The organism is Colwellia sp. 20A7 (assembly GCF_009832865.1).
Taxonomy (GTDB): domain Bacteria; phylum Pseudomonadota; class Gammaproteobacteria; order Enterobacterales; family Alteromonadaceae; genus Colwellia.
The window spans coordinates 1,688,556-1,701,161 of the sequence record NZ_CP047130.1 but is presented as its reverse complement, the minus strand read 5'-3'; the positions used below and the strand labels follow the sequence as shown (position 1 = coordinate 1,701,161).

At 38.7% G+C, this 12,606-nt stretch carries 12 protein-coding genes; 3 read left to right on the top strand and 9 right to left on the bottom strand.

Annotated elements, in window-relative coordinates; all coding sequences use genetic code 11:
- Positions 1-183 precede the first annotated feature (183 nt).
- Together GQS55_RS07340 and acnA are read left to right on the top strand one after the other, a co-directional pair.
- Positions 184-1,089 (top strand): LysR family transcriptional regulator, encoded by a 906-nt coding sequence (locus tag GQS55_RS07340; protein ID WP_159819323.1) that lies wholly within the window; start codon positions 184-186, stop codon positions 1,087-1,089.
- Between the two features lie 282 nt (positions 1,090-1,371).
- Complete coding sequence (acnA, locus tag GQS55_RS07335; RefSeq protein ID WP_159819321.1) at positions 1,372-4,107, top strand: aconitate hydratase AcnA; 2,736 nt, start codon at positions 1,372-1,374, stop codon at positions 4,105-4,107.
- Between the two features lie 190 nt (positions 4,108-4,297).
- Here the strand turns inward: acnA and GQS55_RS07330 are convergent, their stop codons facing one another.
- From GQS55_RS07330 to GQS55_RS07315, 6 genes are all read right to left on the bottom strand, one after another.
- Entirely contained in the window at positions 4,298-5,179 is an 882-nt protein-coding gene (locus tag GQS55_RS07330; protein ID WP_159818812.1) for an IS982 family transposase, read from the bottom strand.
- A 792-nt stretch (positions 5,180-5,971) separates the two neighbouring features.
- Positions 5,972-6,922 (bottom strand): IS66 family transposase, encoded by a 951-nt coding sequence (locus tag GQS55_RS19850; protein WP_236559837.1) that lies wholly within the window; start codon positions 6,920-6,922, stop codon positions 5,972-5,974.
- A gap of 2 nt (positions 6,923-6,924) precedes the next feature.
- Positions 6,925-7,158: a hypothetical protein gene (locus GQS55_RS19845; RefSeq protein ID WP_201294591.1), complete on the bottom strand. Its 234-nt coding sequence runs from the start codon at positions 7,156-7,158 to the stop codon at positions 6,925-6,927.
- A gap of 71 nt (positions 7,159-7,229) precedes the next feature.
- On the bottom strand, positions 7,230-7,568 hold the full coding sequence (locus GQS55_RS19840; protein ID WP_201294589.1) for a hypothetical protein: 339 nt from the start codon (positions 7,566-7,568) through the stop codon (positions 7,230-7,232).
- Between the two features lie 96 nt (positions 7,569-7,664).
- Positions 7,665-8,003: an IS66 family insertion sequence element accessory protein TnpB gene (tnpB, locus tag GQS55_RS07320; protein WP_159817815.1), complete on the bottom strand. Its 339-nt coding sequence runs from the start codon at positions 8,001-8,003 to the stop codon at positions 7,665-7,667.
- Positions 8,000-8,371, bottom strand: a complete 372-nt coding sequence (locus GQS55_RS07315) for a hypothetical protein (protein WP_159818046.1) — start codon at positions 8,369-8,371, stop codon at positions 8,000-8,002. Before GQS55_RS07315 ends, tnpB begins: the two co-directional genes overlap by 4 nt.
- 2 nt (positions 8,372-8,373) lie before the next feature.
- Between GQS55_RS07315 and GQS55_RS07310 the strand changes: the two genes are divergently transcribed.
- Entirely contained in the window at positions 8,374-9,324 is a 951-nt protein-coding gene (locus GQS55_RS07310; RefSeq protein WP_159819319.1) for an IS110 family transposase, read from the top strand.
- A 419-nt stretch (positions 9,325-9,743) separates the two neighbouring features.
- Here GQS55_RS07310 and mmsB read toward each other — a convergent pair whose 3' ends face one another.
- From mmsB to GQS55_RS07295, 3 genes are read right to left on the bottom strand one after another with little or no spacing between them, the layout of a single operon-like run.
- Entirely contained in the window at positions 9,744-10,661 is a 918-nt protein-coding gene (gene mmsB, locus GQS55_RS07305) for a 3-hydroxyisobutyrate dehydrogenase (RefSeq protein WP_159819317.1), read from the bottom strand.
- Positions 10,662-10,712: 51 nt separating this feature from the next.
- The gene (locus GQS55_RS07300; protein WP_159819315.1) at positions 10,713-11,819 is read right to left on the bottom strand and encodes an enoyl-CoA hydratase/isomerase family protein; all 1,107 of its coding nucleotides are present in this window, start codon (positions 11,817-11,819) and stop codon (positions 10,713-10,715) included.
- Positions 11,819-12,595 (bottom strand): enoyl-CoA hydratase, encoded by a 777-nt coding sequence (locus tag GQS55_RS07295; protein ID WP_159819313.1) that lies wholly within the window; start codon positions 12,593-12,595, stop codon positions 11,819-11,821. Before GQS55_RS07295 ends, GQS55_RS07300 begins: the two co-directional genes overlap by 1 nt.
- Positions 12,596-12,606 lie beyond the last annotated feature (11 nt).

The following is a 12,606-nucleotide window of genomic DNA, read 5'->3' as shown; positions in this document are numbered from 1 at the left end:
AAAAGCGTATTTATCAATACGTTTTTTGTAGCCTATAGTTACATTCAAAAATATAGGGATGGTGCAATTATTTAATTATCCATCATATTAGCTACGATATAAGCAATATACTCTTTTGATGTTTAGGTGTATATTTGCAATAGAAGAACAAACTATTTCCATTTTAAGCATAATGAGTTGTATATGAACGGTGCGTCTGAGTTAGCTATTTTTGCTGTAGTAGTAGAAGAGAAGTCTTTCAGTCTGGCAGCTCAAAAAACAGGTTTATCCAAAACCGTTGTTAGTAAAAAAATATCGGCACTAGAAAAACAGTTAAATACACAGTTACTTTATAGAACCACAAGAAAACTTAGTCTTACTGACGCAGGTAAATTACTTTATAAACATGCAAAAGGTATTAACCAGCAAGCAAATGATGCTTTTACCGCGGTTAACGAGTTATCTAAAGAAGTTTCTGGTCATATTACAATGTCTGTACCGACCATTTCAGGCGAGTTATTACTGGCAGAGTTAGTATCAAGTTTTTGCAAAACCTACCCAAAAATCACCATTGAATTAAGACTTGAAAATAAGCTAGTTGATTTAGTTGAAGATGGTGTTGATTTAGCTATTAGAACAGCTGTACTAGAGGATTCTTCCCTTATAGCTGTGCATTTATTGGAGTCTAAGTGGGTTGTATGTGCATCACCCGAGTACTTAAAAGCGAATGAAGCATTAAATACAATTGAAGATCTGAAACGCCATAATTGCCTTTGTTACGATCTGCAAGCAAATGGTAGTAATGAGTGGCGCTTTGATGACAATGGCGAGCAAAAATCAATACTCGTAAAAGGCAGTATGTCTTCAAATAATGCTTATTCGTTAAAAAAAGCGGCGTTAAACGATATTGGGATTATTTATGTACCTAAATGTAGTGTTTATGAAGAGTTACAAACAGGCTTACTTGTTAATGTACTACATGATTATAAAGCGCGTTCGTTAGGTGTTTTTGCTGTTTACCCATATACACGATACAAGCCAGAGAAAATAACATTATTAATTAATCATATTAAGCAGGGCTATCACGCTCTCGCGCATTACTTTACCTAAAGCGCACTGCAAAGATGACAATAGTGATACTCGGTGCGTTAATGGACAGTTTTGATAATTTATTAAATTTCTTTCCAACTCGGTGCTATGTTGAATACCCAATAACAAAGTGAATTTAGTTATGAATCGCTAAGGCTTTCTAAAACAGTATATAACTAAAGCACGAGTATATATTTAAAGCAGTTGTTCACTAACAGGCAACAAATACTCTTGTATGTTAATGTAGATTTACTAAGCTTTAGTTTGATCTATAAAGACACTTTTTAATGGAGGTAACGATTAATGACCAAATCAATACAATCTTTGAAGCCACTTGAAATTAACGGTGAAACTTGCCACTACTATAGTTTTGATAGTTTGGCAGAAAAATATGATATTTCACGTTTACCTTTCGCAGCAAAAATTCTGTTAGAAAATTTATTGCGACATGCTGAACATGATTTTGTACAGCAAGGTGATATTGAAACCTTAGCCAAGTGGGATGTAGATAACTGGCAAGATACTGAAATTTCCTTTGTGCCTTCTCGTGTAGTTTTACAAGATTTCACAGGAGTTCCTGCCGTAGTTGATTTAGCAGCTATGCGCGATGCCATCGTAAAAATGGGCGGCTCAGCAGACAAAATAAATCCGTTAAACCCGGTCGAGTTGGTTATTGATCATTCTGTGATGGTCGATGTCTTCGGTAAAGCCGATGCCATGGAACAAAACACAGCCATTGAGTTTCAACGTAATAAAGAACGCTATCAGTTTTTACGCTGGGGTCAGCAAAGTTTCGATAATTTTAAAGTAGTACCTCCAGGTCGTGGCATAGTCCATCAGGTTAATCTCGAATATTTGGCGCGAGTTGTCTTTAAAAAAACAGATGAAAATAATTTACTGTACCCTGATACTTTAGTTGGCACCGACTCCCATACCACCATGATTAACGGCCTAGGCGTTTTAGGCTGGGGAGTTGGCGGTATAGAAGCTGAAGCGGCGATGTTAGGCCAACCGGTTACTATGTTATTACCAGAAATAGTCGGTTTTGAATTAAAAGGTAAGTTACCTTCGGGTACTACCGCTACTGATTTAGTATTGACAGTAACCGAACAATTGCGTGCTGCCGGTGTAGTGGGGAAATTTGTTGAATTTTTTGGCTCTGGAGTGAATGAACTGACCTTAGCCGACAGAGCAACTATTGCCAACATGGCACCAGAATACGGAGCTACTTGCGGTATTTTTCCTATCGATAATCAAACCATCGACTATTTGCAATTAACAGGACGTGACAGCGAACATATTGAGCGCATAAAGCTATATTTAAAAACAATGGGTATGTGGGGTACTGAGTCTCAAGATAATGCGGTGTATAACAGTCGATTATCCCTGCAATTAGATACAGTGGTGCCTTCAATTGCCGGTCCAAAGCGCCCACAAGACAGAATTTCACTAGACCATGCTGGTGCGGCCTATCAAGACTGGTTAACGTTACAACACGGCGTACAAAAAACCAGTTCGAACAAAGATGAAAGTGGCTTTGAAAGTGAAGGCGGACAACCTTCAGTGTTATTACCAGCAAGTGACGAAGATCCTGGTATCCCCTGCAAATATGGTGATGAAGAGTTTATATTGAAACACGGTTCGGTAGTGATTGCAGCGATTACCAGCTGTACTAATACCTCGAATCCGTCGGTATTAATTGCCGCGGGTTTATTAGCCAGAAATGCTAGGCAGCGTGGGTTAAACGTTAAACCTTGGGTAAAAACGAGCTTCGCGCCAGGTTCTCAAGTTGTCACAGACTATCTCCATAAGTCTGGTTTAAATGAAGACTTAGATGCCCTTGGTTTTCAACTTGTGGGGTATGGCTGTACCACATGTATTGGTAATTCAGGTCCTTTGCCTCTAGAAATTAGTGAAGCAATTCATCAAGGCGATTTGTCGGTTACCTCGGTGTTATCAGGTAATCGCAACTTTGAAGGACGTATTCATCCTGAAATACAAGCTAACTATCTAGCCTCCCCTCCTTTAGTGGTTGCCTATGCGTTAGCAGGTAATATGAAAATAGATATTACCACTGATTCTTTGGGTGATGATGACTCAGGCAACCCCGTTTATTTGCATGACATATGGCCAGATAGTCAGGAAATTAAAGAGGTTATCAAAAACGTTATTGACAGTTCGATGTTTATTTCCCGTTATGCTGATGTTTATAGTGGTAATAAAGACTGGCAAAATATGGAAGTAGTCCAAAGCCAAAAATATGATTGGCCTGACTCTACTTACGTAAAATTACCGCCATTTTTTGCTAATATTAGCGCCAAAATACCGGAAATTAAAACGATTGAAAATGCTCGATGCTTGTTAAAACTGGGCGATAGTGTCACCACAGATCATATTTCACCTGCAGGTTCAATTGCGCTAGATAGTCCTGCAGCTGAGTATTTAAAACAGGAAGGTGTGTCGGTCAAAGATTTTAACTCTTATGGCTCTAGGCGCGGTAATCATGAAGTAATGATGCGAGGTACCTTTGCTAATGTGCGTTTACGTAATTTGTTAGCTCCGGGCACCGAAGGTTGTTGGACTCGAATGATGCCATCGGGTGAAAAAATGAGTGTATTTGATGCCGCTATGCAATATCAACAGCAGAAGATTGCTTCGATTGTATTAGCTGGTAAAGAATACGGTACAGGTAGCTCACGTGATTGGGCCGCCAAAGGACCTGCATTATTGGGCGTTAAAGCAGTTATTGCTCAAAGCTATGAACGTATTCATCGTTCAAACTTAGTTGGCATGGGCATATTGCCATTGCAATTTATGTCTGATGATAGTGCTGATTCATTAAATATCACAGGTGAAGAAAAATTTAGTATTTCAGCGGTGAAAAGCGGACAAAAAACAGTAACCGTATTTGTCACAAATGAGGATGGCAATCAGCGTTCATTTGAAGCGAAGATTCGAATTGATACACCAAACGAATTTAGTTATTACCAACACGGTGGCATATTACATTATGTACTGCGTAACTTAGCTACCACATAAGTAGCTACTAGGTAAGTAGTCACTCAGTGATTATGGTCCTGAATCATAATCACCGAGCTCCATACTTGATGTAACTTATTTAGTGGAGAGCATTCACTTCCTAAGCGGCAATACAAATAATAATCATTATCACTAAGATTATCAATGATATTTTAATATTTAACCTGAGATCTGGATAAGGTGCGGCATTTTAAGCACTCATAATGGACTGTTCCCTATCCGATAACTTAATACACGGCTTTTGTCTTTTTAAACAATAAGCAACTATTCCTGAAATTACATTAAGCATAAAACCTGTTTCACTACGATGGCGGCTGTGCTCTATTTGAGATATGTTTTTAAGTTGATCATTCACTGTCTCTATTATGTATCTCTTTGATAGCATTGCCCGATCAAAGGCTGATATTACTTTAGCTTTCATATTTTTTCGCACGGTCGTCACTAAGTCAATATCTGATTCCTTTAATGTCTGGCTCAAGTTTTTTCCAATGTATCCCTTATCTGCATATAGCTTACCAGTAAGATTTTTACATAAGTCAGGTATTGGAGTTCGGTCATTTGTATTGCCCGGCGTAATATTCAAAGCAAGGATTTCACCTTTATGATTAATCAATAGATGAAGCTTAAAGCCGAAAAACCAGCCCATTGTTCCTTTTCCTCGCTTAGCCGTATCTGCAAATACACGGTTACGTGGAATACGGATATTGTGACATACCTTTAGGCTTGTAGAATCTACAAATGCAATTCCTGTTGGCTCACCTTTCACCGTTTGAAAGTAAGCACACATTGGTACAATAAGATCTGACATTGTATTGATGAAACGAGTGTAGCTGAGCAGCTCTGGGAAATCATCAGTCCAGTATCGTTGGACTAAACCAATATAGAAGTTTTTGAAATCTCTATGATTTGACTGATGAAATGCAATCATAATGCTCATTCGCTCGCTGGTAGACATTTTCGAACTACGTCTACGCTTGCGAGTACCGTCTGATAGCAATTGTGCTTCCCATTTAGGTGAAAATTGATGACAAAAATCATCGACATCACAAAATATTTCCACTAAATTATCCATCTGCCCACCTTATTTGCTTTCAAATCGTTTCTTGGTCGAAAGATCTGATCGCTAGGTGGGTATTTAGTTCAATTTTTTATCTTCTTATCCAGAATTGAGGTTATTTATTGTTGGCTTTTCAAATCGCCCGTAGCGTAATAAAAAAAAATCAATAAATAAAACCTAAATAGGTATATTAATACTTATTTTATATATTTCTATAAAGCTTTCAATTAGAGGGGTTTAGAGATTTTTTAATTGGTTATGGGAGCCGGTATATTATGAAAGCGAACTGACGAGCTTAGCTTTATACTTAATTTTGTACTTAAGTGAAATTGGTTACGGGAGCCGATATATTATGAAAGCGAACTGACGAGCTTAGTTTTATACTTACTTAGTTTTTGCTTAAGTGAAGTTGGTTACGGGAGCCGGTATATTATGAAAGCGAACTAACGAGCTTACTTTTATACTTAATTTGGTACTGAAGTGAAATTGGTTGTGGGAGCCGTATATTATGAAAGCGAACTGACGAGCTTACTTTTATACTTAATTTTGTACTTAAGTGAATTTAGTTGCGGGAGCCGATATATTATGAAAGTGAACTGACGAGCTTACTTTTATACTTACTTAGTTTTTATTTAAGTGAAATTAGTTGTGGGGCCGATATATTATGAAAGCAAACTGATGAGCTTAGTTTTTACTTAAGTGAAGTTGGTTACGGGGTGAGCTTACGGCAGCGTAGCGTGACATCACGATTTTTTCAGGTACAGCTTGACCTAGGCGGTAAAGCCTAAATCATCGTGTTTGGTTTTTTTAGGTGATTGAATTTTTAGCGAGATAATTCCAGGGTAAATAATCTTCAGGGGTCTTTTTTACCTGCTCTTTTTCTCGTTGTAAGGTGGTGAAGTAGTCAAAGACATTAATACCCGCCTCACTTGCCGTCGCGATGACCGAGGTAATGACATCCCCAATCGTTGCCCCCAGTAAGGTTTTGTGGAACATCGCGTTTTTTCTGTCTCTCACCACAATTTTGAGCATCGCTTCAATACGATTATTGTCGATTTTTACTCCTTCAGTACTGCAAAAGTAACTCAGTCCGACATAATGTTTGATAAAGTAGCGAATAGCTTTGCCTAGGCCACTGTTTTCTTCAACGGTTTCATTGGCTAAATGCGTTTCTCCCCACAATTTTATGGCTTCCATGATGGGCGCTGAATGCGTTTGATGATAGGCCAGTCTTGCGCTCGGGGTTAACTTTTCTTCTTTCGTATAGTCATCATTGACCCATATTTCACCATAGCGTTTGAGGACATGCTCGACCTCAATTGGAAAGTGATTGATAACATCTACAAATTGTCGTCTTGCGTGGCTATTACACAGTGACGTTATCGCCTCACGTACCGTCGGCCGATTGCTCGCTAGCGCATCACTCATGATGAGTGGTTTGGTGCATGATTGACTGCGCTTGTGCAAAATACTGTCAATGAATTCTCCCGCGTGCCCGATGTTAGTCTCAAATAAAACAATATGACGGTTATCAGCCAGCGTTGCGATAACACCTGAGGTATAAACGCCCGTACGTGTGATGACTTTCTCACTGTTGCGTGCTTTCTTTATCACCGATTTCGCATCAAGAATACGGTTAGTTGTGTCATCTAAATAGTAGTGTTTACCATCAGCCGCTAAATTGAAGAGCAATTGGTACACGGGATAAATAGCATTACAAACAAGCTCTACTTGGTCAAAAACCGTTGACGCGGTGATTTTTACCCCAGTAATTTTTGAATACTGCTTTGACGATAAAAAGGCAGTCCAGCAAAGTATTTATAAATCGCCATTAAAGAACGTGCTGAATAACCATATTTTTGAGTACTTAAGCCATCGGTTAAGACATCGTCCGGCAGTGGTGCGGTAAAATAAGCACCGCAGGTATTACAACGAAGACGCTCCATGACATGCTGCTCAGGTTTGAAAGGACTTTGTCCGGTGATACGTAGCAAGCTACCTGGCTCGGTTTTATAAACCTTACCGGTTAAGCACTCAACACAGGTATCGCCTTTATTTACGTCAACTAGTCCATGAACGATAATCGTGGGTTTAACCGGGTGAAACCTTCACCATTATCGTTGCTACGCTTTTTATTTTTCTTGCCCGATGACGCTTTAGTTTGCTTAAGCACCGAGCCTAGTTTTTCAGATGATTTTTCAATACCTAACAATTTTCGCAGTTTATGCACGGTAACATCATGATTCGCTAAGCGGGTTTGCGTGGTGGCTAAGGTCAATAACGCATCAAGTAATAACTGATAATCCTCTGGGCTTAAGGCCAGATTGTTTTCTTTGGCCTCGTTCACGCGCTCTATCAGCGCTTCAAGGGCTTTGCCATCAATGTCGGTAAAAGGTTTGCTCACGGTACGTCCAGAGTTTTAGTGTTTGGTACAGGTTTATTTTGCAGGCATTATGATCCGATAAAAGTAAAAATCAAGTGTTTATCTCAATGATTTTACTCAGTAAAGAGGATCCGTTTTTTCCCATAATGGATCGTTGTCACACAATAGTTTTCGCAGTTTTTTCGCGATGATCTGTTCAATACTTTTGTTTGATGACGGCCAATTTTGAAACTTTCCTTTAGATAAACGCTTGGTCATGAGCCAAAAGCCAGTACCATCATACGATAATGCGCGCACCATGGTTTTATTGCGATTAATAAAGACAAACACAGTACCCGAACGTGGGTTGACCGATAATTTATAACGGCATGTTGCGGCTAAACCATCAATGCCCTGGCGAAAATCAGCGGGTTCAATCGCGATTAATATGTGGGTGTCAGCGGTTAAATGGATCATGATTTCATTGCCCCAATGAGCGAAATGATGATGTTAGTATCAATAACACCAGATAAAGACATTTCATTACCTTGGGCAAAGCGTAGTTCAACAGTAAAGGGCGGTTGTGTGAGTAATGGCGGTGGTGAAATAGGAAGGTGCACAAATAGCGGTGCTTTTTCAGCAGGTTCAAGCGTATTTCGCCATTGCTTGAGCTGGCCGCCACTGATCCTTAATGCTGATGTTATTTTGCTAGAAGAATAGTGATTGAGTAATGCTACGGCTTGCTCACGCAATGCGATGGGCGTTGTGACTTGACGACCACTTCTGTTGCTACGCCAGTGCTCAAAAGCAGTAACGACCGTTGTTAATTGATCTTGGTTTGGCATGATTGCATCCTAGTAATTTGGTTGCGATCATTAAAACAGATCAAAAAGGGGAAGTTGAGCTAGGCTGCCGTAAGCTCACGATTGATAAATGGGTAAAAGAACTTCATAAAAGATTTGGCTCACCCATTGCTGTTGCCGTTGAGTTAAAAAAAGGACCTATTGTATATGCCCTACAGCGGTATGATTTCATTGTTATTGTACCAATTAACCCTACTACACTTGCAAAATATCGAACGGCTTTTAAACCCAGTAAAGCTAAAGATGATCCCACTGATGCTGAGTTTGCATTAGAGCTTATGCTTCGTTACCCAAATCACTTTCCTCCTTTAAACCAGCAAAGTGTCAACATGCGTAAATTGATGTTTTTAGTGGAGCATAGGAGAAAAGTAGTTGATGATAAACAGCGAGTGGTTAATCAAATGATTAATGCAATCAAACAGTATTACCCGCAAGCTAATGAATGGTTTTGTAAAAAAGACACCCATATTTTCTGTGATTTTATTGCTCGTTGGCCAACCATTCAACAAGCTAAAAAAGCCCATAAATCAACCTTAGTAAAGTTTTTCAACGACCATGGTATTCATAAATCGACAATAGTTGACCATCGAGTATCTCTGATAAAAAAGGCCAAACCACTCACGGATGACAAAGCAGTAATTGATAGCCATGCAATGCTAGTAACTTTCTATATCGAACGGATAGTTAACTCAATGAAATGCATTCAAGAGTACAATAAGTCGATATCAGAACTCATGGATAAACTGCCTGACACCCCTATTTTCAATAGTTTACCTGGCGCAGGTGCTGCATTATCATCACGGTTACTAGCCGCATTTGGGGAACAACGAGACCGGTTTAAATCAGCACAAGAAGTGCAACAATATGCCGGTATAGCACCTGTAACTGAAAGAAGTGGGCAAAAATCTTGGGTTCATTGGCGCTGGCAGTGTTAAACATTTTTACGACAAACATTTATAGAATGGGCAAGCCATTCACGTTTGAAATCTTATTGGGCTAATTTATATTATCTACAACAAAGAGAGAAAGGTAGCTCTCACCAAGCGGCTATACGAGCACTAGCATTCAAATGGATTAGGATAGTATACAAGTGCTGGCAAGATGGAAAAACCTATAATGAAACACAGTACTTACGCGCATTAAAAGATAGGGGTTCTCCATTGATTTCAAGTTAATTTAACTTGATCTCAGGCTCAGGGCGTGAAGCGAGTTATAAAACGGTTTAGTACTTCACGTTTCTGTTTTAAAAAACATATGACAATATCGGATTGAAAAATATACTCTCATGAAAAAATAGAGCCTATAACAAATATTCTTCAATACCTAAAAATTAATTTTGTTGAAACAATAAATATTAAATGCCGCTAGTTTTAGAGTAAAAACGTTGAATACTTGAAAAGTCTTTTGTACCTTGTTCCTCTCCAGATGAATTTTTATGTAAGTTAAATAAGTTTCTAGCGGTTGATCCCATAGGGATAGAAGAACGACTATTGATTGATGCTTCCATAGCTAATCCCAAATCTTTTAACATTAGATCTACCATGAACCCTCCTTGATAGTTATTTGAAGAGGGAACAGTTGGCATTACGCCAGGCATAGGGTTGTACTTTTCTAATGACCAATTACAACCTGAACTTTTCAACATAATATCTGAAAGTACAACAGGATCTAAACCATTATCAACACCAAGTTGTAAAGCTTCAGCGGTGCCTGCCATATGAATTGCTAATAGCATATTGTTACAAATTTTTGCTGTTTGTCCCGCTCCTAAGTCACCGGCATGGAATACGTTTGCACCCATAGTATTTAAGACTGATTGCGAAGATGTAAAGTCAGCTTCTTCTCCTCCAACCATAAAGGCTAAAGTTCCTGCGTTAGCAGCTGCAACGCCACCTGAAACGGGCGCATCAACAAAACGAATACCTGCTGCTTTTGCAGCAATACCCACCCGGCGAGAATTTTCAGGTGCAATAGTAGAACAATCTATAATTAAGGCATTTTTAGGTATATTATTGATTAAACCATTAGTTGTAGAGTCGCCTATAAATAAATTTTCAACGATAGCACCATTGGGTAACATACTTATGACGTAATCGGAATCAATCACCGCTTCATCCGCTGTTTCAGAAATAGTACAGCCACCTTTTTTAGCATTAGCTAGTGCGGTTTGAGAAAGATCATAAGCATGTACATTAAATCCTCCTTTAACCAAGTTGATAGCCATACCACTGCCCATATTTCCCAAACCAATGAAAGCCACTTTTTTAGTCATAATACTGTCCTCTTAATTTCTTCATTAAATAATGTGTTTTTTACGTGAAAGCTATAAATCTGTTAATGGGTTCTGTTGCCAAGGAGCTTCAAAGAATGGAGCTATAATGTCATCTGTTACATCATGTAGTTTCTTATATTGCCAGTTAGGATTTTGATCTTTATCAATTAATAAGGCCCTTACTCCTTCTGCAAACTCAGTGTGACGAATAATAGTTGTTGCTAATGAAATTTCATGTTGAAAAACTTCTTTTAATTCTAAATTTTCGCATAACGCCAGCTGATGAAAGATCCATTTAATAGCTAAAGGAGAGCCAGTCGCAATACCATTTTTTGCTCGTTGTAGCCACTTGTCATCTGTGTTGAGTTCTGAAAATTTGAAAGCTATTTTTTCTATATCATCCCATTGACATAAGTCATTAATCAGCGCCTGATGAGTCTGTAAATTTCCCTCAGGAATGTCAGAGATAGATAGGTTATGATGATAGCTAAAAATACTGGTTAATTTATTATCAATGTCGGTAGCAGGGCAGTCCAATGAAAGTAGCTCATCGATTACTTTATTTTTGCTCGCATGACAAATTGTGTAGTTGGTAATATCAACATAATAGCTGTCAGCCGCATTTATTGATGCACCTGTAAGTGCTAAAAATCTACCGCAATAACCGGGCATTTTATTTAAAAAGTAACTGCCCCCTACATCTGGAAATAGTGCAATGGTAACTTCTGGCATCGCAATACGTGTTTTTTCTGTGGCGATACGATAAGAACAACCAGCAAACACACCAAGGCCACCACCCATGACAATACCATGACCCCAAGCAATGGTTGGTTTTGTGTAATTATGTAGTAAATAGTCTAGGCGATACTCTCGTTCAAAAAAGGTTTCGGCATACTCACATGGTCCGCCAGGCTGTTCAATTGATGAATGATACAAAGCTTGTACATCACCACCAGCACAAAACGATTTTTCACCAGCGCCCTGAATAAATACAGCGGCTATTTTATCATTACTGTTCCATTGCTGTAATTGTTCTAACATTAAGTCAATCATTTCTAACGTTAATGCATTTAAAGTCTTTTCACTGTTTAGTGTTATTACACCAATCAATTGGCCATTTTTAACCAGTAACTCTTCAAATAGTACAGGGCTTGTCATTAGCTATTCTTCCACTGAGGTTTACGTTTTTCAATAAAGGCACTAACACCTTCCTTTTGATCTTGTGTATCCCATAACTTTACAAAGAGTTCACGTTCTTTAGTGTACGCTGAACTGATGTCGCCATTACGCGCTTCCATAATGAGTGACTTACAATAAGTGACTGATGTAGGTGATTGACTTTCTACTTTTTCTGCCAGTACTAAAGCTCGATCTAATGATGTACCCGTCGCAACAACTTCAGAAACAAGTCCTATTTTTTCAGCTTGCGGTGCTTTAATGCGCTCACCTAATAAAATCATACGTTTAGCCCAACCTTCACCGATTAACCATGATAATTGCTGTGAACCTAATCCGCAGGGCAATAAACCAACGGCTGCTTCAGGTAATGCCATTTGTGCTTGTTCTTCACATATTCTTACATCACAAGACAAAGCGACTTCTAAACCACCCCCCATAGCAAAGCCGGTGATAGCCGCGATGGAAACCCCTTGATAATTCGTTAATGCTTCAAATGCACTACCAAAAGCGGCAGAAAAATCAAAAGATAAGCCTTTATCGTCATGATTAAATTGTTTGAGATCTGCGCCGGCGCTAAAAAATTTTTCACTTTCGCTTGTTAAAATAAGTGAATAGTTATTTTTATCTTGATTGAGCTCAGCTATCAGCTGTTTTAAGTAATTTAAGCTCTCGGGTGTCCACGTATTTGCAGGAGGGTTGTTGAAAGTTATAATTGCAACATGGCCGCGTTTTTCTATTTTTAATAAATCACTCATTGATAACTCCA

What these genes read in the sequence shown, in the direction of transcription:
- GQS55_RS07340 (WP_159819323.1), top strand. Translation starts at nt 184, where the DNA reads ATGAACGGTGCGTCTGAGTTAGCTATTTTTGCTGTAGTAGTAGAAGAG.
- GQS55_RS07295 (WP_159819313.1), bottom strand. Translation starts at nt 12,595, where the DNA reads ATGAGTGATTTATTAAAAATAGAAAAACGCGGCCATGTTGCAATTATA.
- GQS55_RS07300 (WP_159819315.1), bottom strand. Translation starts at nt 11,819, where the DNA reads ATGACAAGCCCTGTACTATTTGAAGAGTTACTGGTTAAAAATGGCCAA.
- acnA (WP_159819321.1), top strand. Translation starts at nt 1,372, where the DNA reads ATGACCAAATCAATACAATCTTTGAAGCCACTTGAAATTAACGGTGAA.
- GQS55_RS07315 (WP_159818046.1), bottom strand. Translation starts at nt 8,371, where the DNA reads ATGCCAAACCAAGATCAATTAACAACGGTCGTTACTGCTTTTGAGCAC.
- GQS55_RS07330 (WP_159818812.1), bottom strand. Translation starts at nt 5,179, where the DNA reads ATGGATAATTTAGTGGAAATATTTTGTGATGTCGATGATTTTTGTCAT.
- tnpB (WP_159817815.1), bottom strand. Translation starts at nt 8,003, where the DNA reads ATGATCCATTTAACCGCTGACACCCACATATTAATCGCGATTGAACCC.
- mmsB (WP_159819317.1), bottom strand. Translation starts at nt 10,661, where the DNA reads ATGACTAAAAAAGTGGCTTTCATTGGTTTGGGAAATATGGGCAGTGGT.